Here is a 22,695-nt window from a genome sequence, read left to right as displayed (position 1 = left end):
GCCGAATCGATGGATAGATGCCTGCTCACGCTAGCTCACCCGCCTCCCCGACAACTCAGCGGGCTCGCCCGCCTCCCCGAGAATTCAGCGGGCTCGCCCGCCTCCCCGAGAACTCAGCGGACGGCACGGAGCCGTCGGTTTTCGGGACCCGTGCCGGCGGCCGGGTGCCAAATCTATTGTGGACGTACCCGGTGAGTTACCCCAAGCGGTACGAAATCTGTTGTCACGTTTCGTAACGATGCCGACGCCGTTGCTCCACCGGGTCGGGGACGGGGACGGCGGCGACCAGGCGGCGGGTGTACTCCTCGCGTGGGTTGCGCAGGATGTCGTCGTTGGTGCCCTGTTCGATGACGGTCCCGTTGCGCAGCACCACGATCCGGTCGGCCAGCTGATCCACCACGGCGAGGTCGTGGCTGATGAACAGGCAGGCCCAGCCGAACTCGCGCTGCAGGCCCGCGAACAGTTCGAGCACCCGGGCCTGGACGGAGACGTCCAGGGCGCTGGTGGGTTCGTCGGCGACCAGCAGGTCGGGATTGAGTACCAGGGCCCGGGCCAGGCTGACCCGCTGGCGCTGGCCGCCGGAAAGTTCGTGCGGATAACGCTTTTCCACCCCGGCCGGGAGTTGCACGTCGTCGAGGAGGCGGCGGACGCGGTCGCGGGCGGCCGCGCCTTTGGCCTGTTCGTGCACCAGCAGGGGTTCGGCCACGCAGTCGCCGATGGTGAGGCGCGGGTTGAGGGAGGTGGCGGGGTCCTGGAAGACGAAGCCGAAGCGGCGGCGGATGGGCCGCAGCCGGCGTTCGGAGAGGCCCGCGATATCGGTGCCGAGCACCCGGACGCTGCCCGCGGTGGGCCGCTGCAGACCGGCCACGCAGCGGCCTATGGTGGATTTGCCGGAGCCGGATTCGCCGACCAGGCCGAGGGTTTCGCCGCGGCGCAGGGTGAGACCGACCTCGTTCACGGCCCGGAAGGACGGGCGGCCGAGCGGGGCCGGGAACTCCACCACCAGGCCGGAGACCTCCAGCACGGCGGCGGCGTCGGCCGGGATGGGTTCGCGGACAATCGTTCTCGCCAGTGCAGCGCCCGCCACGGGCGCGGAGTCGGCTCGAGCCTCGGCCCCCGCGGCCGGTGCATTGTCACCGGGATGCTCAGCGGCTTCCCAATTATCCGGCAGCACATGTAGTTTCGGCACTGCGGCCAAGAGGGCACGGGTGTATTCGTGCTCGGGTTCGGCGAAAAGCTTTTCCACCGGCGCCTCTTCGACGATGCGCCCCTCACGCATCACCACGACGCGGTCGGCGAGGTCGGCCACGACGCCCATATTGTGGGTGATGAGCACGATGGCCGCGCCGATGCGGTCGCGCAGATCCCGGAGTAGTGCCAGGATTTCGGCCTGCACGGTGACGTCGAGGGCGGTGGTGGGTTCGTCGGCGATGATCACCCGGGGTTCGCAGGCGATGGCGATGGCGATCACCACGCGCTGTTTCTGGCCGCCGGAGAGCTGGTGCGGGTAGTAGTCCACCCGCGCCTCGGGGTCGGGCAGCCCGACCGCGCGCAGCAGTTCGATCGCCTTGGCCCGGGCCAGTTTCCGCTTCATGCCCGAGTGCGCCCGCAGCGCCTCGCCGATCTGGAAGCCGACGGTGAACAGCGGGTCCAGGGCCGCGCCGGGCTCCTGGAAGATCATGGAGACGGCTCCACCGCGCACCGCGGTCAGTTCCTTTTCGCTCATTGTGGTGATCGCCTTCGTGCCCAGCAGGACGTGCCCGCGGACGCCCGCGGTCGGCGGCAGCAGTCCCATGGCGGTGCGCGAGCTGACCGATTTGCCGGAGCCGGATTCGCCGACCACGGCCAGTACCTCGGCCGGATACACCTGGTAGGACACGTTTTTCACGGCGGTGACGGCCCCGGCGTCGGTGGCGAAGGTGACGGTGAGGGAGTCGAAGGACAGGACGGGTTCAGGCATCGGCCGCCTCCTGCGCGGGTTCGGATTCGGGGGCCGCGGGCTCGGTCTCGGTGGCCGCCGCGGTGGCGGCGCGGCGGGTCCGCAGCAGCGGGTTGAGCACCTCGTTGAGGCTCTCGCCGACCAGGGTCATGCCGAGCACCACGATCACGATGGCGGCGCCGGGGAACACGCCGGTCCACCAGATGCCGTTGGAGACGTCGGCCAGCGCCTTGTTGAGGTCGTAGCCCCATTCCGCGGCCTGGGTGGGTTCGATGCCGAAGCCGAGGAAGCCCAGCCCGGCCAGCGTGAGGATGGCCTCCGCGCCATTGAGGGTGATGAGTACCGGCAGCGACTGGGTGACATTGGCGAGGATGTGCCGGAACAGGATTCGCAGCGTGGACGCACCGGTGACGCGCGCGGCGTCCACATACGGTTCCTGTTTCACCGAGATGGTGGCGTTGCGCACCACCCGGAAGTACTGCGGCACGAAGATGACGGTGATGGCGATGGCCGCCGACAGGATGCCGCCGAAGCTGCTGGACTGCCCGCCGGACACCACGATCGACACCACGATGGCCAGCAGCAGCGACGGGAACGCGTACATGGCGTCCATGAACAGCACCAGCACCCGGTCCACCCAGCGGCCGAGGTAGCCGGACACCAGGCCCAGCGGCACGCCGACGATGAGCGACAGCACCAGCGACACCGCGATCACCGACAGCGCGGTGCGCGCCCCGAAGAGGACGCGGGAGAGCACGTCCTCCCCGCGCACCGAGGTGCCGAACCAGTGCGCGGCCGACGGCGCCTGCTGCCGCGCGAAATCGCCGCCGCCGGAGGCGTTCTGCGCGAATCCGTAGGGCGCCAGCAGGGGCGCGAAGACGGCCACCAGGATGAACCCCGCGACCAGGGCGAGCCCGAGCAGCAACGTGGCCCGCTGCAGCCCGGAGGTCATGCGCACCAGGGCCGTTCCGGGGATCCGCAGCCGGGAGCGGGTCGGTGGGACCGGCGCCCGCACGCCGGTTTCGATGACGGTCATCAGAACCTCACCCTCGGGTCGATCAGTGCCACGATCAGGTCCACCAGGAAGCTCATGACGGCCACCACGATGGCGATGAACGCGACGATGCCCTGCACCGCCACGAAGTCGCGCGCCTGCAGGTAGGTGGCGAGCTGGTAGCCCAATCCCTTCCATTCGAAGGTGGTTTCGGTGAGCACCGCGCCGCCGAGCATCATGGCGATCTGCATGCCCATGACGGTGACCACCGGAATGAGGGCATTGCGGAAGGCGTGCCGCCCGGTGACGACGCGGTCGGACAGGCCGCGCGCCCGGGCGGCCTCCACGTAGCCCGAGCGCAGGGTCTGGATCAGGTTGATCCGCACCAGTCGCAGGAACACGCCGGCGGTGAGCAGGCCCAGCGCGATCGCCGGCAGCACAGCGTGTTTCAGCACGTCGACGATGTTCCCGGTGTCGCCGTAGAGGATCGCGTCGACGATCATGATGTTGGTCTTGGGCGACACGTGCTGCAGCTGGAGCTCCACGGTGGTGCTGGCCCGCCCGGCCACGGGCAGCCAGCCCAGCTTGACCGCGAAGATCAACTTCAACAGCAGCCCCACGAAGAACACCGGGGCCGCGTACACCAGGATCGCGAACAACCGCAGGCTCACATCGGCGGCCGAATCCCGTTTGGTGGCGGCGTATCTGCCCAGCGGCACCCCCACCGCGAAGGCCACGAGGAGCGCCCAGAACACCAGTTCCAGTGTGGCCGCGCCGTAGGTGACGATGACGTCGCTGATGGCTCGATTGTCCTGGGAGCGGCCGAAATCCCCGCGCAGCAGGCCGGACAGGTAGTCCCGGTACTGGGTGAGGATGGGCCGGGTGAGTCCGGCGGCCTCCTTGCGCCGCTGCAACTCCTCGGGGGTGAGCCGCCCGCCCTGCGCGGCGGTGATGGGATCGCCGATCACCCGCATCAGGAAGAAGACCAGGGTCACCAGGATCCAGGTGGTGGGGATGATGAGCAGGGCTCGCACCCCGAGGTACCGTGCCAGCGCGCCGTAGCGGGTGTCGCCGCGGCGGGCCGGGAGGAACCTGCGGTGCGTTCGTGTACCCGCCGGGCGGGCCGGGATCGCCGGCCCGCCCTCGGGTTCGGTGGTCGTCACCATCCGACTACTTGCTCAGTACGCCGAAGCGGAACTTGGAGGACGGGTCCAGGGTGTTCTCCACGCCCTGGATGTTCTTACCCGCCACCGCGATCTGGTTGCCGGTGAGCAGCGGCACGATGGGCAGGAAGTCGGCCATCAGATCGTGCTGCACGGTGGCCAGCGCGGCGATCCGCTTGGCCGGATCCGGTTCGGTCAGTTCGGCGTTCAGCTCCGCGGTGATCTTCGGATCGCCGAAGTGGTTGCGCAGGAAGTTGTCCTCGGTGAAGAAGGGGCGCAGGTAGTCGTCGGCGTCCGGGTAGTCCGGGAACCAGCCGAACTGGAATACCGGGTAACCGTCGGTGGAGCGGGCCTTCTGGTAGGCGACCCATTCGGTGGACTGCAGGTTCACCTTGAACAGCCCGGTGGCCTCGAGCTGGCTCTTGACGGCGGCGTACTCCTCGGAGCTGACGGTCCCGTAGTGCTCGGTGGTGTACTGCAGGTTCAGTTCGACCGGCGTGGACACGCCCGCGTCGGCGAGGAACTTGGCGGCCGCGTCCTTGTTCGGCAGCGTGCCGTAGATGTCCTTCAGGGCCTCGGTGCCGCCCGGAACGCCCTTGGGCACCGGCGAATACAGCGGGGCCCAGGTGCCCTTGAAGACGCTGTTGGCCAGCGCCTCGCGGTCGACGGCGACAGCGACGGCCTTGCGCACGGCCAGCTTCTGGGCGGGATTGCCACCGGGCTGGGTGTTGAGGTTGAACACGATGTAGCGGGTGTCGCCGCCGGGCGACTGGTGCACGGTCACCTTGTCGCTGGTCTTCAGCGAGTCCAGGTCGGTCGGGGTGAGGGTGTGCCAGGCGACGTCGATATTGCCCTGCTGGACATCGAGTTTCAGGTTGGCGGCCTCGGCGTAGTACTTCACCGTGACCGCGTCGGTCTTGGGTTTGCCGAACAGGCCGTTGTAGTCCGGGTTGGACTTGTACTCGACCAGCTTGTTCTTGTCGTAGCTGGTGATGGTGTACGGACCGGAGAACGGCTTGGCCTTCACGATGTCCTCGTCGGCGAGCACCTTGTCGGCCGGGAAGACCTTCTCGTCCACGATGGCCGCCGCCTGGGTGGGCAGGATGGCCGGGAAGGTCTGATCGTTGCCCTTCTTGAGAGTGAAGGCGACGGTCTTGTCGTCGGGGGCATCGGTGTGATCGAGGTTGTCCAGCAGCGCCTTCGGACCCTGCGGGTCATCGATCTTCACCATGCGGTCGAAGGAGAACTTCACGCTCTGCGCGGTGAGGGGATCACCGTTGGCGAATTTCAAGCCGGGTTTGAGCGTGCAGGTGTAGACGGTCGGCGAGGTGAACTCGCACTTGTCGGCGGCGTCGGGTTTCGGCACCGCCTCGCCCGCCGGGAAATTCATCAGGAACTGGTAGACCTGGGTTTCCGCCAGCAGTGAGCCGTTGTCGTAGGCCCGGGCCGGATCCAGTGAGGTGACCTTGTCGGTGGTGCCGACCAGGATTCCCGCTCCTCCGCCACTGTCCGATGTCTTTCCCGAACCGCAGCCGGCGACCGCCAGCACCGCTAGGCCCGCAAACCCTACTGCCGCAACTCTTCTCGCGCGCATACTGCCCTGCTCTCGAAGCGCAGCGCAGCGGCCGGGTCACGGTCCCGCCGCGCCGCGGTGGACATCCTTTGGCTGGGCACAGTATCGACCGGTTATAACCGGCGTGTTGCGTTTCGGAACAATCGGTACACAAATCGAGCCATCCGCCCCGAGACGCCGATGTCGCAACTGCGCCACCGAATTTCCCTGTTCAGAGCGGGAAAAGCACGGTGCCCGTCCGCGATTACGCGAACGGGCACCGTGAATGCTTGGGCCTACGGGCGACTCGAGGCTTGCGCTTCTGCGCTCGTGCTTACGGGCGACTCAGCGCCGAGGCATTGACATTGTCCGCCAGCAACTCGGTCTCGGTCGCGCCGGACAGCATGCCCTCGAGCACGTTCTTGCCGATGGCGTTCTCCGCCGGCAGCGAGATCGGATAGTCGCCGTCGAAGCAGGCGCAGCACAGCCGCGAGCGCGGCTGCTCGGTGGCGGCGACCATGCCCTCGAGCGAGATGTAGCCGAGGCTGTCCGCGCCGATGGAGCGGCGCACGCCCTCCACCATGTCGTCGAGGCTCTCGCCCTCGATGCCCTCGGGGCCCGCGCCATTGGCGATCAGCTCGGCGCGCGAGGCGAAGTCGATGCCGTAGAAGCAGGGCCACTTGACCGGCGGGGAGGCGATGCGCACGTGGATCTCCAACGCGCCCGCCTCGCGGAGCATGCGGATCAGGGCCCGCTGGGTGTTGCCGCGCACGATGGAGTCGTCCACCACGATGAGCCGCTTACCGCGGATCACCTCGCGGAGCGGATTGAGCTTCAACCGGATGCCGAGCTGGCGGATGGTCTGGCTGGGCTGGATGAAGGTCCGGCCCACGTAGGCGTTCTTCATCAGGCCCTGGCCGTAGGGCACGCCGGAACCCTGTGCGTAGCCGACGGCGGCCGGGGTGCCGGATTCCGGCACCGGGATGACCAGGTCGGCCTCGATCGGGTGCTCGGCGGCCAGGCGGCGGCCGATCTCCACGCGGGTGGCGTGCACCGAACGGCCGGAGATGGTGGAGTCGGGCCGGGCCAGGTACACGAATTCGAAGACGCAACCCTTGGGTGTCGGATTGGCGAAGCGCAGCGAGCGGACGCCGTCGGCGTCGATGGCGAGCAGCTCGCCCGGCTCGATCTCGCGCACGAAGGACGCGCCGACGATGTCGAGGGCGGCGGTCTCACTGGCAACGACCCAGCCGCGGTCCAGCCGGCCCAGGCACAGCGGCCGCACCCCGTGCGGGTCGCGGGCGGCGTAGAGGGTGTGCTCATCCATGAAGGTCAGGCAGAAGGCGCCCTGCAGCGTCGGCAGCAACTCCATGGCGGCCTGCTCGATGCTCTTGTCGGCGGCCGCGTGCGCCAGCAGCGCGGTCATCACATCGGAGTCGGAGGTGGCGGCCATGGTGCCCGCCAGCCGGCCGGTGACCAGTCCGAGTTCCCGTGCCCGCGTACTCAATTCGGCGGTGTTGACCAGATTTCCATTGTGGCCCAGCGCGATTCCGGTACCGACCGCGGTGGTGCGGAAGATGGGCTGCGCGTTCTCCCAGGTGGTGGAACCCGTGGTGGAGTAACGACAGTGGCCGACGGCCACGTGGCCGGGCATGGCGGCCAGGGTCTGTTCGTCGAAGACCTGGCTGACCAGGCCGAGATCCTTGAAAACCAGCACCTGCGAGCCGTCGGCGACGGCGATGCCCGCCGCCTCCTGACCGCGGTGCTGCAATGCGTAAAGTCCGTAATACGTGAGCTTTGCCACATCTTCGCCCGGTGCCCAGACACCGAACACACCGCACTCTTCGCGCGGTTCGTTCTCGTCCTGGTCGGAGGTGGTGGCGGCGGAGGGGAGAGTCACCGTTTGCTCCCTGTTCGGCGGGCTGGGGGCGTTCGCCATTCTACGGGTAACCCCAAGGCAACCCACCGTTGGGATAACGGGGACGGCAAGCGGTTTGCTGTTAGCGTTCGACCGTGGCGAGCACCGAAAGCACCGGCAGTACGGAAACCGCTCCACGACCCAGGCATCTGAGCCCGTTCAGGTGGGCGTTTCCCATTGTGGTGGTCACGCTGCTCGCCGCGCTGCTGGGCGTCATGTACCTCGATTACGTGGTCGATCCGGAGAAGAATCTGCACGACTTTCCGATCGCCCTGGTGAATCAGGATGTCGGCGACGATATCGGCGGCAAGCACGTCAACTTCGGCGATCAGATCTCCGACGGCTTGCAGCAGGCGGTGCCGTCGGACCAGATCGATCTGCGGGTGCTCGGCATCAACGAGGCGCAGCTGCAGATGCAGTCCGCTCGGGTGTACGGCACGATCATCATTCCGTCCGACTTCTCCAAGCGGCTCGGCATTCTGGGTGTCGGCAGCGTGGTGCCCGGCGACATCACCAAGCCGGTGATCACTTTGCAGACCAATCCGCGTGCCGGCGCGTTCGCCACCGCCGTGGTGCAGAAATTCGGTGAGCGAGCTCTCACCCAGGTGAACGCTCAGGTCGGGCAGCAGCTGACCGACCAGGTGAAGGCGCAGCTGACGCCGGCTCCGGGCGCACCCCCGACGGAACTCACCGCGGCCACCCGGCTGGTGCTGGCGCAGCCGCTGAATGTCGTCGTCGACCAATTCCGGCCGCTGCCCGGCGGTTCCGGCGAAGGCCTGACCGCGTTCTTCTACAGCCTGCTGCTCCTGCTGGTCGGCATGGTCGGGGCGATGATCATCCATCAGCTCATCGATTCGGCCCTCGGGTTCCTGCCGACCGAGTGGGGGCCGTGGTACGTGCACTATCCACGCGCATCGATCTCGCGGGTGAAGACGCTGCTCATCAAATGGTCGGCGGTGGTGGTGATGGCGCTGGCGGTCTCGGGTGCGCTGATGGGCATCGCGGCCGCGCTCGGCATGCCGATCGACAGACCGCTGCTGCTGTTCATCTACGGCACCCTGGTGATCGTCGCGGTCGGCTTCACCTGCACCTCGATGCTGGCCGCGGTCGGCACCGCGGGCCTGATCATCAACCTGATCATCTTCATCATCCTGGGCCTGCCCTCCTCCGGCGGCACCATTCCGATCGAGGCGACGCCCAGGTACTTCGGCTGGCTGGCCAAGTTCGAGCCCATGCACCAGGTCTTCCTGGGCACCCGCTCGATCCTGTACTTCTACGGCAACGGCCGGGCCGGGCTCACCCGCGGCGTGTGGATGGCGGTGCTCGGCCTGATCATCGGCGTCGTCGGCGGTCTGTTCATCACCCGCTTCTACGACCGGAAGGGCTTGGAGCGCAAGCCCGTCGAGACCCCGGACACCGGCGGCGGCAAGCACACCAAGCCCGCCGACGCCTAGCGCCGCACCGTCAGACCGGCACCACCGGCAGCCACCGCGCGACCTCGCCCGCCCGGCTGCCGGAGGCGGACAGTGCACCGGATTCGCGCGCCACGTCGAAGCCGAGCAGCCCGGTGGCCAGCAGCAGCCAGGTGCGGGGGTCGGTTTCGACCACATTCGGCGGCGTCCCCCGGGTGTGCCTGGGGCCCTCGATGCACTGCACCGCCACGAACGGCGGTACTCGCACCTCCACCGAATGCCCGGGCGCATCCGCCGCCAATGCCCGCGCGGTCCCGCGCACGGCGGCCGCGAGCTCGGTGCGCGAAGGCGGCACCGTGGTCTCGTCGCGCAGCCACTCCCCCACCGCCGCTACCGCCGCCCGCACCTCCGCCGGATCCACCGCACCTCGTCGCGCCATGCCGCCGAGGCTACTGCGGCGCGCCGACATCCCGCTTTCGCGGGCTAACGCTCACCTCGGGCAAGGCGACGGGCGACCCGTGGGGCCAGGGCTCCGCCGGCATTGAGGGCCAGGTGCAGCAGGGCCGGGGCGGTGGCGCTGCCGGTGTGGCGGCGCAACCCGTCGAAGAGCAGACCCGCGGCGGTGGTGAGGGCCACCGTTGCGCGGACCGGATCGGCTGCGGCGCGAGCAGGTTGGATGTGGGACAGACCGAAGACGAACGCGCCCAACGCGTTTCCCGGACGCCCGGCGGCCCGATCCAGCAGGGGCGTCAGCGTCGAGCGGTAGACGAGCTCTTCGGTGAGGACGGTGCCGCCGGGGATGTGCAGGGCGGTCCATTCGACGGTGGAGACGCCCGGGCCGCGATCGGCGAGTCCGGCGAGGTGACGGCGGGTGGGCGGCAGGGCCAGGGCGACAGCGTAACCGGAGAGCACCATCCCGGCCGCAGCCGCGCCGGTGCGCAGCCCATGCGGTGACAACCAGTTCGGTGTGCCTCGGAAGAGCAGGGTGTACGCGGCGGCGAAGGCGGTGCTGACGGCGGTGCGGCCGCGCACGTCCAGGTCCAGGGCGGGCAGTATGCGGTTGCTCCACAGCAGCGGGAGCACCGCCGCGGCAAGGGGTTTCGGGCGCAGCAGGGCGCGGGCCGTGGCGAGCACGGCTATTTCACCGCTCGCTCGTACGCCTCCGCGAGTTCGATCTGGGTGCGGATGCGTTCGCCGAGGTCCTGGTCCCAGTCGGGTGGGGCGGCGATGGCGGCCCAGCCGTCCAGCACCAGGGAGCCGTAGTTGTGGCCGTGACCGTCGCTCACCCCCTGGGCATTGGTGAGGTCGGCGACGACCTGCCAGAAGGTGACGAGGGGCCACCAGCGCATCTGGGGCGAGACATCCGCGCCGCGCGGTTCCGAGAGCCAATCCGGCTGGGAGAAGATGAGATCCGAGGACCACCAGACGATGGGGTCGGAGGGGTGCTGGAGATAGGCGATGCGCGGCTTGCGCCAGTCGGCCGAGGGTTTGCCCAGATCGGCTGCGGTGGCGGCGAATCGGACCACCAGGCCGTCGGCGTAGATGGGTTCCACCTCGCGGGTGCCCGGATCGCGGCGCTGAACGAACTGCTGCCACAGGCGATTCGAGTTGGGCGGGCCCACCCACAGCGCGCCGTCCACCTTGGAGCGCAGGTCGGCCAGGCCGTCGAAGGCGGATTCGGAGCCCTGCGAGCCGAGGCTCTCCCCGTACACCAGCAGCTTGGGCCGATGCTCGGGCGGCCGCTGCGACCAGCGCTGGTACACCGCGTCGAACATCTTCCGCCCGTTGATCGCGACCTTCTGCCGGTCCGCCAGGAACGACAGCACGCTCGGCAGATACGAGTACTGCGAGGCCACGATGGCGGTGTCGCCGCCCCACATGTACTCGATGGCGGCCGCGGCCTCCCCGTTCACCCAGCCGGTGCCGGTGGTGGTGGCCAGCACCAGCACCTTGCGGTCGAAGGCCCCCGTGCGCTCGAGTTCGGCGACCGCCAGGTCCTCCTCGGTGGCGTCCTTGCCCGCCGACTGCAACCCGACGTACACCCGGATCGGTTCGCGCGCGGGCTTTCCCGTGACGGCGCTGATCAGCATGGGGTCCGGTCCGTGCGAGACGAACCAGCGGCCCTCCGACCCCAGCGTCTCCCACTTGGCCAGCGAGGCCGGACTGCCCGAACGCTCGGGCTTGTCCGGCTGCACGGCGTATTCGGTCACCTTGTCGTTGCGGACACTGAACGCCGAGTTGGCGACCGCGAAGAAACCGCGGGTGGCGACGCCGTTGAACAGCGTCACGATGAGCACGGTGAGCAGCAGCGCGCCGGTGGCGGGCGCGAGCGCGGGCGGCACCCGCACCCAGCGGCTGAGCAGCCGCGCCAGGAACCGCACGATCTCGCGCAGCGTGCGGTAGACCGCCACCACCAGCGCGCCGACCGCGAAACTCAGCCCGCCCGTACGCAGATACGCGGCCCGGGTGGTGCCCTCCATGCCCATGAGGGTGGTGATCTCGCGCTGCCAGTCGGCGGACAGCACCAGCATGTAGCCCGCCACCAGAATGCAGACGACCACCACGGCGACCTTGATCACGTAGCGCGCCCACTCGGGCGGAGTCGCGATCTTGATCCGCGGCCGAATCCACATGCGGAACAACCACTGCAGCACACAACCCACGCCGTAACCGATGGCGGCATTGAGGCCGGAGATCAAACCCTGGAACAGCCAGTCGCGCGGCACCAGCGACGGCGTCACCGACCACGCGAAGAAGATGGTCGCCACCACCAGTCCGGTGTGGTTGAGGTCGATGACGTCCTCGACCTTCCGCGCGACCACCGTGCCACGCCGATACACCATCGCGCCACGTGTGCGCAGCCGGGTCAGGGCGTCGGCGGAGTCCAGCACCCGTCAAGTATGGACGCAACCGGCCGGAATCCGTGGACCGCAGCAGGTGAGAGGGACCATCCCACCGGCGTGTCGCCCGCGGCCTCTACTCGGCGCACTCGAGTAGATGTACTCGGTCGATTCGGCGGCGGGGCCGCCAGACTCACCAACCATGAGCACTCCGAGCGCACACACCAGGAGCACCACGGCGTTTCTGGCTCAGGCCACGATCGCCTTCGGAATCAGCTTCTGCGCCTTGATCATCGGCATCGTCTACCTCCCGCTGGACATCTGGCAGCGCGGATTCCTGCTGATGGCAATGCTGTTCCTGGTGAGCAGCAGTTTCACCCTCGCGAAAGTGATTCGCGATCAACACGAATCCTCGAAGGTGCATCACCGCATCGACGAGGCCCGGATGGAGAAGCTGATGGCCGAGCACGACCCGTTCAAGATCAATTGAGCTGTCCCGCACCGCGGGAATGGCGAGAGCCCGCCGGATCGAGGGGGAACCGGCGGGCTCTCGGAATGTCCACGGCCCTCGGGCCGGGCCGGTTCAGTGGTCGGAGATCCCGAACAGCGCGGGGAGGGTGCCCTCGTGGGCGGCGCGCAGATCGTCGAGCTTCACACTGAACTGGCCCTGGACCTCCACCGAGTCCGCGCCGTCGTCGACCACGCCGATGCGGGCCCACGGCAGGCCGCGGGCGTCGCACATCTTGGTGAAGCGGGTCTCCTCCGAGCGCGGCACGGCCACCAGGACGCGGCCCGCGGACTCGGAGAAGAGGGTGACGAACGGGTCGGCGCCCTCGGGAATGATGATGCGGCAGGCGGTTTCGCCGGCCAGCGCGGCCTCCACCACGGTCTGGATCAGGCCGCCCTCGGAGACATCGTGGGCGGCGGAGACCATGCCGTCGCGGGAGCCCGAGACCAGGATCTCGGAGATCAACTGCTCGCGGGCCAGGTCGACCTGGGGCGGCAGACCGCCGAGGTGGTCGTGCTCGACCTGCGCCCAGATGGAGCCGTCCAGCTCGTCGCGGGTCTCGCCGAGCAGGATGAGGGTCTCGCCCGGCTCGGTGCCCAGGCCGGTCGGGATGCGGCGGTGCACGTCGTCGATGACGCCGAGCACGCCCACCACCGGGGTCGGCAGGATGGCGGTCTGGCCGGTCTGGTTGTAGAAGGACACATTGCCGCCGGTGACCGGAATGCCCAGGGCCGCACAGCCGTCCGCGAGACCGCGCACGGCCTGCTGGAACTGCCACATGACACCCGGGTCCTCCGGGGAGCCGAAGTTGAGGCAGTTGGTGACGGCCTTCGGGGTAGCGCCGGTGACGGCGACGTTGCGGAAGGCCTCGGCCAGCGCCAGCTGCGCGCCGGTGTACGGGTCCAGCTTGGTGTAGCGGCCCGAGGCGTCGGTGGCCAGCGCGATGCCGCGGCCGGTCTCCTCGTCGATGCGGATGACACCGGCGTCGGCGTGCTCGGCGAGCACGGTGTTGCCGCGCACGTAGCGGTCGTACTGCTCGGTGATCCACTTGCGCGAGCACAGCTGCGGGCTGGCCAGCATCTTCAGCAGGGTGTCGCGCAGCTCGTCACCGGTCTTGGGCCGGTTCAGGCGCGCGGCCGAATCCGCGTTCAGCGCATCCTGATCCGCGGGACGCTCGACCGGGCGCTCGTAGACCGGGCCCTGGTGGGCGACGGTGCGCGGCGGCACGTCCACCACGGTCTCGCCGTGCCAGGTGATGATCAGGCGCTCGCCGTCGGTGACCTCACCGATGACGGTGGCGGTGACGTCCCACTTCTTGCAGACGGCCATGAAGGCGTCCACGTTCTCGGGGGTGACGACCGCGCACATGCGCTCCTGCGACTCGCTCGAAAGGATCTCGGCGGGAGTCATATTGGCGGCGCGCAGCGGCACCTGGTCCAGTTCGATGTGCATGCCGCCGTCGCCGGCCGCCGCGAGTTCCGAGGTGGCACAGGACAGTCCGGCGCCGCCGAGGTCCTGGATGCCGACCACCAGTCCGGCGTGGTACAGCTCGAGACAGCACTCGATGAGGACCTTCTCGGCGAACGGGTCGCCGACCTGGACGCTCGGGAGCTTCTTACGGCCGGAACCGGATTCGTCGCCGGAGAAGGTGTCCGAGGCCAGCACGGACACGCCGCCGATGCCGTCCAGACCGGTCCGCGCGCCGAACAGGATGATCTTGTTGCCCTGGCCGGAGGCGAAGGCCAGGTGCAGGTCCTCGACCCGCATGACGCCCGCGCACAGCGCGTTCACCAGCGGATTGCCCTGGTAGGACGAGTCGAACACGGTCTCGCCGCCCACATTCGGCAGGCCCAGCGAGTTGCCGTAGCCCCCGACGCCGCGCACCACGCCGTCGACCACGCGCCGGGTGTCCGGGTGATCGGCCGCACCGAAGCGCAGCTGGTCCATCACCGCGATCGGGCGGGCGCCCATGGCCATGATGTCGCGCACGATGCCGCCGACGCCGGTGGCCGCGCCCTGGTAGGGCTCGACATACGAGGGGTGGTTGTGCGACTCGACCTTGAAGGTCACCGCCCAGCCGCCGCCGATGTCCACCACACCCGCGTTCTCGCCGATGCCCGCGAGCATCGACTTCTTCATCTCCTCGGTGGTGGTTTCACCGAAGTAGCGCAGATGAACCTTGGAAGACTTGTAGGAGCAGTGCTCCGACCACATCACCGAGTACATGGCGAGCTCGGCGTCGGTGGGACGCCGGCCCAGGATCTCCTTGATCCGGGCATACTCGTCGTCCTTGAGGCCGAGTTCCTTGTAGGGCTGCGGGTGGTCCGAGGTGGCCGCGGCGTTGCTGACGGTATCGACGTGGCTGGTCACGGGAATACCAGAGTCCTTTCGGCCGGGCAGGTCGGAAGCGAAAGCCGGCGTTGCTGGATGTCGGCGAGATACGATCGCGAGTCTAATTGCCTGCATTCCAGCCCTTTACCCCGCCCGCCAGTGTGGCAGCGGCCACTGTCTTCGTCATGCCGAGGCGACAACTGATTTGTCGCCGACCGGGGTAACTCCCCGGGTACGCCCACAATGGTTTCGGCTCCCAACCGCCGGCACGCATGCAGGTCAGGGAGCGGCACGCGAGCCGGGCGCCGAAGGCCCGGGGAGGCGGGGGAGTGAGCGGTGCCCGCTACTCTGTCCGGGTGAACGATCGATCCGGGGTCGCGGATCCGAGCGAGAAACCCGTGACCACGCCTGGCGGGCTGACACGGCGGCAGGGGCAACTGCTCGCGATCGCGATCGCGCTCTTCGCGATATCCGCGCTGATCAGTTTCGAGACCCTCTGGCACGGGTTCATCGACCTGCAGGTGTATCGGAACGGCGCGCGGGCCTGGCTCGACGGCAAGGATCTCTACGGGCCGATGCCGGCGGTGTACGGGATCGGGTTGCCGTTCACGTATCCCCCGCTGGCCGCGCTGTTCTTCGCGCCGCTGGCCATCATGCCGCTGGGCGTCGCGGAGGCGGCGGTGCTCGCGGTCTCCATCGCCTCGCTGGGTGTGACGCTGTGGGTGGTGCTGGACCGGATCCGGCCGAGCCTGGCGTGGCGGACCCGGCTGGCCGTCGTCATCGGCGCGGTCGGGTTGCTGCAGCTGCTGGAGCCGATCCGCGAGACCTACGGATTCGGTCAGATCAACCTGGTGCTGATGGCCGCGGTGACGCTGGATTGCCTGGTGCGCAAGCCTTTCTGGCCGCGCGGCATGCTGATCGGCATCGCGGTGTCGGTGAAGCTGACCCCGGGCGGCTATCTCCTCTACTTCCTGCTGCGCAAGGACTGGAAGGGCGCGATCACCCTGGTGCTGTCCGCCATCGGCGCGATTGCGGTGGGATTCGTGCTGTTCCCGAAGGATTCGCCGCAGTACTGGTTCCACACCCTGTCCGACACCGGCCGCATCGGCCCGCCCTGGTACGCGGGCAACCAGTCGATCAAGGGCTTCGTGTTCCGGCTCGGCTACTCGACCTCGATCTCGACGCTGATCTGGCTGGTGCTGTCGGTGGCCGCGGTGGCGCTGGCCGCGCTGTGGATGAAGCGCCTGCTCGACGCCGGCGCGACGGTCGCGGCCCTGATGGTGAATGCCGCTGCGGTGCTGCTGGTTTCCCCGGTCTCCTGGTCGCACCACTGGGTGTGGATCGCGCCCGCGCTGATCGTGGCCGCCGATGCCGTCGCCCGCGGCCGCCGCAACCGGTGGTTCCTCGGCGCGGCCGGCCTGGCGGTGGTCATGTTCGCCATCGGGCCGATGTGGCTGCTCCCCCACAACCACGACCGCGAACTCACCTGGAACTGGTGGCAGCAGATCATCGGCAACAGCTACGTCATCTTCACCTTCGCCGTCTTCGTCGTGGCGGCCCTGAGCTATCGCCCGAACCCGGACCCGGAAAGGGCCGCGCTGCTCACGGCGTAGGGGTCAAGAAGGCCGCGAGGGCCGCCGCGTAGGCGGGAACGTCTGCGGCGCCCATCATTTCGCGCGCCGAGTGCATGGCCAGCTGAGCCGCGCCGACATCCACGGTGGACATGCCGGTGCGGGCCGCGGTCATCGGCCCGATGGTGGAGCCGCAGGGCAGATCCGCCCGGTGCACGTAGCGCTGCAACGGGACGTTCGCCTGCGCGCAGGCCAGGGCGAAGGCGCCCGCGCCGGTGGCGTCGGTGGCGTAGCGCAGGTTCTGATTGACCTTGAGCACCGGCCCGCCGTTCACCTCGATGCGGTGCGAGGGCTCGTGCCGGTCCGGATAGTTGGGGTGTGTCGCGTGCGCCATGTCGCCGGAGGCGCACACCGAATCGGCCAGGGCCGCCAGGTATTCCGCGCGTCCGCCGCCGCGGGCGAGCACGATGCGCTCCAGCACCGTGGGCAGCAGACCGGATTGGGCGCCGCGGTCGGACTGGCTGCCGACCTCCTCGTGGTCGAACATGGCCAGCACCGGTGTCGCCGCACCGGGTTCGGCGATGGCGGCCAGGAAGGCCCGCAACCCGGCGTAGCAGGTGCCCTGATTGTCCAGCCGGGGCGCGCTGATCAGATCCAGGTCGCGCCCGATCAGCCTGGAGGGCACCAGATCATGGGTCATCAGCTCCCAGCCCAGCACCGCGCCCGGGTCGATGCCGGAGCGTTCGGCGACGAACGCCAGGAACGAGCGCGGCTCGCCGCCGATCCCCCACACCGCGTTCACGTGCCGTTGCGGATCGAGCTGCACGCCGCGCCGGTCGTCGGAGAGGTGGATGGCCAGCTGCGGCACCCGCAGAATCGGTTCGTCGATGCGAATCAGCTGCTCCCGCACCGTATTTCCGTCACGCACCGACAGTCGCCCGGAGATGCCGAGATCGCGGTCCAGCCACGAGTTCAGCCAGGCGCCGCCATAGGGCTCCAACCCGACCATCTGCCAGCCCGCCACCGCGGTGTCCGGATGCTGTTTGACCCGCAGATTGGGGCTGTCGGTGTGGGCGCCGACCACCCGGAACGGGCCGGCCTGCCCGGAGCCGGCGGCCCAGGCCACCAGGGAACCGGCGCGCACCACGTAATAGCGGCCCGCGCCACCCGCGGGCCAGGGCGCCGATTCGGACAGCCGGGTGAAGCCGTGCTCGTCGAGTTCGGCTGCGACAGTTCGGCAGACGTGGAACGGCGACGGGGAGGCATCGATGAATGCGCACAGGCCTGCGGCGGTCGCGGCGGTCTCGGCAACGGGCATGGGCTCGAGCTTATCCGCCTCCCCGAGACTTCAGCGGGCAGCTGAGAGCCGTTGACGGGATGGCATTCCGTGCCTGCGTTGAGTGCCGAACCGATCTTGGGGGTACCCGGGGAGTTACCCCGATCCTTGCGAGATCAGTTGTCCCGTTTCGGACTGCGCCAGGCTACCCGGGCAGCGGGGCTTCGGCGACGCGGCCCAGCAACCGCACCAGCTCCAGATAGTCGTCACTTCCGAGACTGCGGCGCATTTCGGCCTCGGCGCGCGCCTCCTCGGCGCGCACCTCCTCGACCAATTCCTCACCGCGGCGGCTCAGTCCGATCAGAATGCGCCGGCGGTCGTCGGCCGCCGCGACCCGGAAGATGAGCCCGCGCTCGGCGAGCTGGTCGGCGTGCCGGGTGGCCGAGGACGGGGGTAGCTGCGCCCGCGATGCCAGCTCACTCATGGTGATGCCGATGTCGGCGGACAGATTGGTGAGCATGCACCACTGGTCGGCGGTGAGCCGCCTGGCACACAGTGCGGCGTCCAGGTGACGAAGCCAACTCCGCTCGGCCGCTCGGAGGGCTCCATGCAAGGTGGAAAATCCACCTAGAATTGTCGCCATATTTCCCGCCCGTCAGAAAACCGCTTGAACGAGGGGAAGGGTAGCCCATGTCCCCGTTCGGCGGGAATCCCGAGAACGTCATCGAGATCATCAACATAGTTCCGCAGCAGGGTCCCGGCGGTATCTTCGCGCCATCCTGTGAGGCGGCTATTTCTCTCGCGTTGGAAGAAATCAACTCCGGTTCCGGAATTCTGGGACGAGAATTGCGCGTCACCCACATTGACGGCGGGCGCGAACCCCACCTGGTGGCCGGAGAGGTGGCGGCACTGCTGGCCACCGGCATGGTGCACGCGGTCACCGGCTGGCACACCTCGGCGGTGCGCCGCGCGGTGGAGCGGGTGACGGCCGGACGGGTGCCGTATCTGTTCGCCACCGACCACGAGGGTGTGGAGTCGGTCCCGGACGGGCTGTTCATGATCGGGGCGGATCCCGAACACCAGATCGTGCCCGCGCTGGACTGGCTGCGGCGCTCCTTCGAGGCCCGACGCTGGGCGATCATCGGCAACGACTACGTGTGGCCGCGGCGCACCGCGCAGGCCGTGCGCGCGGCGCTGCAGGATCCGGAGCTGATTCCGCTGGAGCTGTTCGTGCCCATGCGCACCCGGGATTTCGGCCGGTTCCTCGACGATCCCCGGCTCGACCTGGCCGACGGGATCATCGTGCTGCTGGTGGGCGCCGATGTCGCCCGCTTCAACCTGCAGTTCTCCCGGACGGGGCGGTCCGATCAGCAGGTGCGGGTGAGCCCGGCCGTGGACGAGAACGTGCTGCTGGCCGCGGGCGGCGGCGCGAACCACAATCTGTTCGTGCCGTCGGGCTTCTTCGTGAACGGACCGCACGATCGGGAGCGGCTGGACCGCTATCACCGGCTGCACGGCTGGTTCGCGCCCACGCTCACCAATTTCAGCAATACCAGCTACGAGGCCATCCACACCCTGCACGGCATGGCCGAGCTGGCCGGATCGCTCGAGGTGCGGTGCATCCAGGCCGCGGTGGCGGACCGGCGGGTCGTCGAAACCCCGTGGGGCGAGGTCGGTTTCGACGGGGTGCAAGCAGTCCGCCCGACCTGGCTGGCCAGGGCGGGCGGAGTCGACTTCGAGATTCTGGACGGAATCTAGTTCCGCCGCGCGTGGGGCTACGCCTCGACGAGGCTGTCCAGCACCGAGAGGAACAGGCCCAGGCCGTCGTCGCTGGGGCCGGTGAGCGGCTCGGTGGCGTGCTCGGGGTGCGGCATCAGGCCGACCACCCGGCGATTGGCCGAGGTGATGCCGGCGATGTCACGCTGCGAGCCGTTGGGGTTGCCGCCCGCGTAGCGGAACACCACGCGGCCCTCGCCCTCCAGCTGGTCGAGCACGGCGGTGGACGCCTGGTAGCGGCCCTCGGCGTTCTTGACCGGGATGAGGATCTGGGCGCCCGGCTCGTAGCGGGTGGTCCAGGCGGTGTCGGTCTGCTCGACGGTCAGCCACTGGTCGCGGCAGACGAAGTGCAGGCCCTCGTTGCGGGTCAGCGCACCCGGCAGCAGGCCCGCCTCGCAGAGGATCTGGAAGCCGTTGCAGATGCCCAGGATCGGCATGCCCTGCTCGGCGGCCTTGATGACCTCGCCCATGACAGGGGCCATGGAGGCGATGGCACCGGCGCGCAGGTAGTCGCCGTAGGAGAAGCCGCCGGGGACGACGACCGCGTCGACCTGCTTGAGGTCGGCATCGGCGTGCCACAGCGAAACAGGCTCGGAACCGGCCAGTTTCACCGCCCGGGCGGCGTCGACGTCGTCGAGCGTGCCCGGGAAGGTGATGACACCGATGCGGGCGCTCACAGCCGGACGACCTTCCAGTCCTCGATCACGACATTGGCCAGCAGCGATTCGGCGATCTGCTCCAGGTCGGCGTCGGTGACATTGTCATCGACATCGAGTTCGAATCGCTTGCCCTGCCGCACATCCGAGATGCCGGGGTGCCCGAGACGCCCCAGCGCGCCGACAATGGCTTGTCCCTGCGGATCCAGGATCTCGGCCTTCGGCATCACCTCGACCACGACACGTGCCACGCGTTGCTCCTCAGCTGGTGGGGCGGTGCCCGGCATGCATGCCTGCCGGGCGGGGGGTATCGCTGATCAGCGTAGTTGGCGGGGGCGGCGGACATACCGCCGGGTCGTGCCGTCCGTGGCCTACACCACAGCCCCGCGGGCTACCGTTGAATCATGCACATAGCCCATTTCGGACATTCCTGCATTCTCGTGGAGCTCAACGGCAGCAAGATCCTGTTCGATCCGGGCAATTTCTCGCACGGATTCGAAGGCCTCACCGGATTGGATGCCATTGCGGTGACGCATCAGCATCCCGATCACATCTGCCCGCACCGGATCGAGGCGCTGATCGAGGCGAATCCACAGGCCAGGCTACTGTCCGATCCGCAGACCGCGCTGCTGCGGGGCGAGCCGTGGGAGCCGGTGCACGCCGGAAATATTCTCGAAGTCGGTGATGTCCAAATTACCGGCGGTGGTGGCCGGCACGCGGTCATCCATCCGGAGATCCCCGTTATCGACAACACCGTCTTCCAACTCGGCACTCCGGAGGACCCCGCACAACTCGTGCATCCCGGTGATTCACTCTGGGTTCCGCCGACTCCGGTCGGTGTTCTCGCCATTCCCGCGGTCGCCCCGTGGATGCGCATCAGCGAGGCCGTGGATTACCTGCGTGCGGTAAATCCGCGGGTCGCATTCCCCATCCACTACGGCATCATCGCCCCCGAAGCACAGGGCATCTATTTCGGTCGGCTGAATGAAATGAGTCCGGCCAATACCGAATTCAAGATCATCGAACCCGAGGATCACGCGGAATTCTGATGTCGCACCGCCGGGCGGGAGCGGCCACCGCCCGGCGGCGCGAGCTGTGTAACCCACTGCGGCCGAGGCGGATTCGTGGCGAATCCGCCTCGCCCCGGGTCAGCGGTAGGAGGCCAGGAACAGCGCCTCGGCCAGGGCCATGTGCTCGATCTCCGTCGGATCGACGCTCTCATTGGGCGCGTGGATCAGGCACTTCGGTTCCTCCACGCCCATGAGCATGATCTCCGCCTGCGGATAGGTGTCGGCGAAGACATTGCACAGCGGGATCGACCCGCCCTGCCCCTCGGTGGTGGCGGGACGCCCGTAGGCCGCCTCCATGGCCGCGGACATGGCCCGCCGCGCCGGGCCGTCCGTGCTGCCGACGAACGGCGAGCCGGTGGCCTCGGTCTCGACCGTCACCCTCGCGTGCCACGGCGCGTGCGACTTCAGGTGCGCGGTCAGGGCTTTCAGCGCGTCCTCCGGATTGATGCCCGGCGGAATGCGCAGGTTGAGGCGGGCCCGGGTCCGGGGCTGGATGGCCGCCGAGGAGCCGACCACGGGCGGGACGTCCATACCGAGCACCGTGAGCGCCGGACGGACCCAGAGCATGTCGGCGACCCCGCCATTGCCCAGCAGATGGACGCCGTCGAGAACGCCCGCGTCGGAACGGAATCGGCCCACCGGGTACTCATGACCCTGCCAGACCTGGTCATTGCGCAGCCCGTCGATGGTGGTGTTGCCGTCGACGTCGCGCAGGGTGCCGAGCAGGTGGATCATGGCGGCCAGCGCGTCGGGCGCGGGACCGCCGAACATGCCGGAATGCAAGGGGCCGGAGAGGGTTTCGACGGTGACGACCACATTCACAGTGCCGCGCAGGGTCTGGGTGAAGGTGGGCACGCCGACCGCGAAGTTGCCGCAGTCGCCGATGAGCAGGGTGTCGGCGCGCAGCAGGTCGGCATTGCCGGGCACGAACTCCTCCAGGCCGCCGGTGCCCTGCTCCTCGGAGCCCTCCGAGACCAGCACCAGCCCGACCGGATACTCGTCGCCGTACACCTTGCGCAGCGCCCGCAGCGCGGTCAGATGCATGACGATATTGCCCTTGCAGTCGGCCGCGCCGCGCCCGTACCAGCGGCCATCCTTTTCGGTGAGCTGCCAGACCGGCGTCTGCCACGCGGCGTCGTCGAGCGGTGGCTGCACGTCGTAGTGGCAGTAGAGCATGACGGTCGGCGCGCCCTCCGGCCCCCGGCTGCGGGCCACGACGGCATTGCTGCCGTCCGGGGTCTCGTGCAGCCCCACCTCGGTCAGTCCCTCCGCCTCGAACGCATCGGCCACCCACTGCGCGGCCTTCTCGCACTCCTCGATCGGGAACTGCCGGGCGTCGTACACCGATTTGAACGAGACGAGCTGCGCGAGATCGCTTTTCGCACGCGGCATGAGTTCCCTGACGGCCGCGCGCAGCGCGGCCACCTTCGAATCCTCCTGCACCCCTGCGGTCGTGGTCATGACATCCTCCTGATCACTTGGCGGTATCGGGTTTCACGGTCTCACCCTTCTTCAGGTGACCGATTGTTTCCAGGGTGCGCAGGTTTCCGAAGCTCGACGTCGGATAGGAGATGGCGCGATCGCGGTCGACGGTGTCGGTCAGCAGCTGATCGGCTACCGCACCCGCCCCGAGGTGCGGCTGCGTGGCGGACATCGCCTGCGCTATGACATGCTGATAGTCCATAGTGC

Annotated in this window: 20 protein-coding genes; 5 read left to right on the top strand and 15 right to left on the bottom strand. The window is 68.6% G+C overall.

Annotated elements, in window-relative coordinates:
* Nucleotides 1-223 precede the first annotated feature (223 nt).
* From ACWEQQ_RS16475 to purF, 5 genes are all read right to left on the bottom strand, one after another.
* Entirely contained in the window at nt 224-1,960 is a 1,737-nt protein-coding gene (locus ACWEQQ_RS16475) for an ABC transporter ATP-binding protein (protein ID WP_452348776.1), read from the bottom strand.
* Nucleotides 1,953-2,975 carry an ABC transporter permease gene (locus ACWEQQ_RS16470; RefSeq protein WP_452348775.1) on the bottom strand — a complete coding sequence of 341 codons (1,023 nt, stop codon included), beginning with the start codon at nt 2,973-2,975 and terminating at the stop codon, nt 1,953-1,955. The genes ACWEQQ_RS16475 and ACWEQQ_RS16470 overlap by 8 nt, the downstream gene beginning before the upstream one ends.
* Nucleotides 2,975-3,985: an ABC transporter permease gene (locus ACWEQQ_RS16465; RefSeq protein WP_452348843.1), complete on the bottom strand. Its 1,011-nt coding sequence runs from the start codon at nt 3,983-3,985 to the stop codon at nt 2,975-2,977. Before ACWEQQ_RS16465 ends, ACWEQQ_RS16470 begins: the two co-directional genes overlap by 1 nt.
* Before the next feature lie 118 nt (nt 3,986-4,103).
* Nucleotides 4,104-5,690, bottom strand: a complete 1,587-nt coding sequence (locus ACWEQQ_RS16460) for an ABC transporter substrate-binding protein (protein ID WP_452348774.1) — start codon at nt 5,688-5,690, stop codon at nt 4,104-4,106.
* A 292-nt stretch (nt 5,691-5,982) separates the two neighbouring features.
* Nucleotides 5,983-7,548 carry an amidophosphoribosyltransferase gene (gene purF, locus ACWEQQ_RS16455; RefSeq protein ID WP_452348773.1) on the bottom strand — a complete coding sequence of 522 codons (1,566 nt, stop codon included), beginning with the start codon at nt 7,546-7,548 and terminating at the stop codon, nt 5,983-5,985.
* A 113-nt stretch (nt 7,549-7,661) separates the two neighbouring features.
* Between purF and ACWEQQ_RS16450 the strand changes: the two genes are divergently transcribed.
* A complete protein-coding gene (locus tag ACWEQQ_RS16450) occupies nt 7,662-9,020 on the top strand; it encodes a YhgE/Pip domain-containing protein (protein WP_452348772.1) in 1,359 nt (452 codons plus the stop codon).
* A 10-nt stretch (nt 9,021-9,030) separates the two neighbouring features.
* Here the strand turns inward: ACWEQQ_RS16450 and ACWEQQ_RS16445 are convergent, their stop codons facing one another.
* From ACWEQQ_RS16445 to ACWEQQ_RS16435, 3 genes are read right to left on the bottom strand one after another with little or no spacing between them, the layout of a single operon-like run.
* Nucleotides 9,031-9,417: a sterol carrier family protein gene (locus ACWEQQ_RS16445; protein WP_364606083.1), complete on the bottom strand. Its 387-nt coding sequence runs from the start codon at nt 9,415-9,417 to the stop codon at nt 9,031-9,033.
* 44 nt (nt 9,418-9,461) lie between these two features.
* Nucleotides 9,462-10,112: a CPBP family glutamic-type intramembrane protease gene (locus tag ACWEQQ_RS16440; RefSeq protein WP_452348771.1), complete on the bottom strand. Its 651-nt coding sequence runs from the start codon at nt 10,110-10,112 to the stop codon at nt 9,462-9,464.
* Nucleotides 10,113-10,114: 2 nt separating this feature from the next.
* Nucleotides 10,115-11,869 carry an alpha/beta hydrolase gene (locus ACWEQQ_RS16435; protein WP_452348770.1) on the bottom strand — a complete coding sequence of 585 codons (1,755 nt, stop codon included), beginning with the start codon at nt 11,867-11,869 and terminating at the stop codon, nt 10,115-10,117.
* A gap of 151 nt (nt 11,870-12,020) precedes the next feature.
* Between ACWEQQ_RS16435 and ACWEQQ_RS16430 the strand changes: the two genes are divergently transcribed.
* Nucleotides 12,021-12,308, top strand: coding sequence for a YiaA/YiaB family inner membrane protein (locus ACWEQQ_RS16430; RefSeq protein ID WP_364606092.1), 288 nt, complete (start codon nt 12,021-12,023; stop codon nt 12,306-12,308).
* Nucleotides 12,309-12,401: 93 nt separating this feature from the next.
* Here the strand turns inward: ACWEQQ_RS16430 and purL are convergent, their stop codons facing one another.
* Nucleotides 12,402-14,696, bottom strand: a complete 2,295-nt coding sequence (gene purL / locus ACWEQQ_RS16425; protein WP_452348769.1) for a phosphoribosylformylglycinamidine synthase subunit PurL — start codon at nt 14,694-14,696, stop codon at nt 12,402-12,404.
* Nucleotides 14,697-15,013: 317 nt separating this feature from the next.
* Here purL and ACWEQQ_RS16420 point away from each other — a divergent pair, with 317 nt between their 5' ends.
* Entirely contained in the window at nt 15,014-16,270 is a 1,257-nt protein-coding gene (locus tag ACWEQQ_RS16420; RefSeq protein WP_452348768.1) for a glycosyltransferase 87 family protein, read from the top strand.
* On the opposite strand, the gene ACWEQQ_RS16415 is transcribed toward ACWEQQ_RS16420, so the two are convergent.
* Both ACWEQQ_RS16415 and ACWEQQ_RS16410 read right to left on the bottom strand, forming a co-directional pair.
* A complete protein-coding gene (locus ACWEQQ_RS16415; protein WP_452348767.1) occupies nt 16,260-17,546 on the bottom strand; it encodes a M18 family aminopeptidase in 1,287 nt (428 codons plus the stop codon). The genes ACWEQQ_RS16420 and ACWEQQ_RS16415 overlap by 11 nt on opposite strands.
* A 163-nt stretch (nt 17,547-17,709) precedes the next feature.
* Nucleotides 17,710-18,147, bottom strand: coding sequence for a MarR family winged helix-turn-helix transcriptional regulator (locus ACWEQQ_RS16410; RefSeq protein WP_354831037.1), 438 nt, complete (start codon nt 18,145-18,147; stop codon nt 17,710-17,712).
* A gap of 47 nt (nt 18,148-18,194) precedes the next feature.
* Between ACWEQQ_RS16410 and ACWEQQ_RS16405 the strand changes: the two genes are divergently transcribed.
* On the top strand, nt 18,195-19,262 hold the full coding sequence (locus ACWEQQ_RS16405) for a substrate-binding domain-containing protein (RefSeq protein ID WP_452338217.1): 1,068 nt from the start codon (nt 18,195-18,197) through the stop codon (nt 19,260-19,262).
* 17 nt (nt 19,263-19,279) lie between these two features.
* Here ACWEQQ_RS16405 and purQ read toward each other — a convergent pair whose 3' ends face one another.
* Together purQ and purS are read right to left on the bottom strand one after the other, a co-directional pair.
* On the bottom strand, nt 19,280-19,957 hold the full coding sequence (purQ, locus tag ACWEQQ_RS16400; RefSeq protein WP_452338218.1) for a phosphoribosylformylglycinamidine synthase subunit PurQ: 678 nt from the start codon (nt 19,955-19,957) through the stop codon (nt 19,280-19,282).
* Nucleotides 19,954-20,187 carry a phosphoribosylformylglycinamidine synthase subunit PurS gene (purS, locus tag ACWEQQ_RS16395; protein ID WP_040803258.1) on the bottom strand — a complete coding sequence of 78 codons (234 nt, stop codon included), beginning with the start codon at nt 20,185-20,187 and terminating at the stop codon, nt 19,954-19,956. The genes purQ and purS overlap by 4 nt, the downstream gene beginning before the upstream one ends.
* 153 nt (nt 20,188-20,340) lie before the next feature.
* On the opposite strand from purS, the gene ACWEQQ_RS16390 reads away from it, so the two are divergent.
* Nucleotides 20,341-20,985, top strand: a complete 645-nt coding sequence (locus ACWEQQ_RS16390; protein WP_452338219.1) for an MBL fold metallo-hydrolase — start codon at nt 20,341-20,343, stop codon at nt 20,983-20,985.
* A 99-nt stretch (nt 20,986-21,084) separates the two neighbouring features.
* Here the strand turns inward: ACWEQQ_RS16390 and ACWEQQ_RS16385 are convergent, their stop codons facing one another.
* Nucleotides 21,085-22,467 carry a M20/M25/M40 family metallo-hydrolase gene (locus ACWEQQ_RS16385; RefSeq protein WP_452348766.1) on the bottom strand — a complete coding sequence of 461 codons (1,383 nt, stop codon included), beginning with the start codon at nt 22,465-22,467 and terminating at the stop codon, nt 21,085-21,087.
* Nucleotides 22,468-22,480: 13 nt separating this feature from the next.
* Nucleotides 22,481-22,690 carry a hypothetical protein gene (locus tag ACWEQQ_RS16380; protein ID WP_452338221.1) on the bottom strand — a complete coding sequence of 70 codons (210 nt, stop codon included), beginning with the start codon at nt 22,688-22,690 and terminating at the stop codon, nt 22,481-22,483.
* Between the last annotated feature and the right edge of the window lie 5 nt (nt 22,691-22,695).

It is taken from the genome of Nocardia sp. NPDC004123 (assembly GCF_053603795.1).
This window is presented reverse-complemented; position numbering and strand designations above follow the sequence as displayed.

Excerpts from the sequence above, each read along its gene's own strand:
- ACWEQQ_RS16475 (WP_452348776.1), bottom strand. The coding sequence starts at position 1,960 with ATGCCTGAACCCGTCCTGTCCTTCGACTCCCTCACCGTCACCTTCGCC.
- ACWEQQ_RS16470 (WP_452348775.1), bottom strand. The coding sequence starts at position 2,975 with ATGACCGTCATCGAAACCGGCGTGCGGGCGCCGGTCCCACCGACCCGC.
- ACWEQQ_RS16460 (WP_452348774.1), bottom strand. The coding sequence starts at position 5,690 with ATGCGCGCGAGAAGAGTTGCGGCAGTAGGGTTTGCGGGCCTAGCGGTG.
- ACWEQQ_RS16445 (WP_364606083.1), bottom strand. The coding sequence starts at position 9,417 with ATGGCGCGACGAGGTGCGGTGGATCCGGCGGAGGTGCGGGCGGCGGTA.
- ACWEQQ_RS16430 (WP_364606092.1), top strand. The coding sequence starts at position 12,021 with ATGAGCACTCCGAGCGCACACACCAGGAGCACCACGGCGTTTCTGGCT.
- ACWEQQ_RS16415 (WP_452348767.1), bottom strand. The coding sequence starts at position 17,546 with ATGCCCGTTGCCGAGACCGCCGCGACCGCCGCAGGCCTGTGCGCATTC.
- ACWEQQ_RS16410 (WP_354831037.1), bottom strand. The coding sequence starts at position 18,147 with ATGGCGACAATTCTAGGTGGATTTTCCACCTTGCATGGAGCCCTCCGA.
- ACWEQQ_RS16405 (WP_452338217.1), top strand. The coding sequence starts at position 18,195 with ATGTCCCCGTTCGGCGGGAATCCCGAGAACGTCATCGAGATCATCAAC.
- ACWEQQ_RS16390 (WP_452338219.1), top strand. The coding sequence starts at position 20,341 with ATGCACATAGCCCATTTCGGACATTCCTGCATTCTCGTGGAGCTCAAC.
- ACWEQQ_RS16385 (WP_452348766.1), bottom strand. The coding sequence starts at position 22,467 with ATGACCACGACCGCAGGGGTGCAGGAGGATTCGAAGGTGGCCGCGCTG.
- ACWEQQ_RS16380 (WP_452338221.1), bottom strand. The coding sequence starts at position 22,690 with ATGGACTATCAGCATGTCATAGCGCAGGCGATGTCCGCCACGCAGCCG.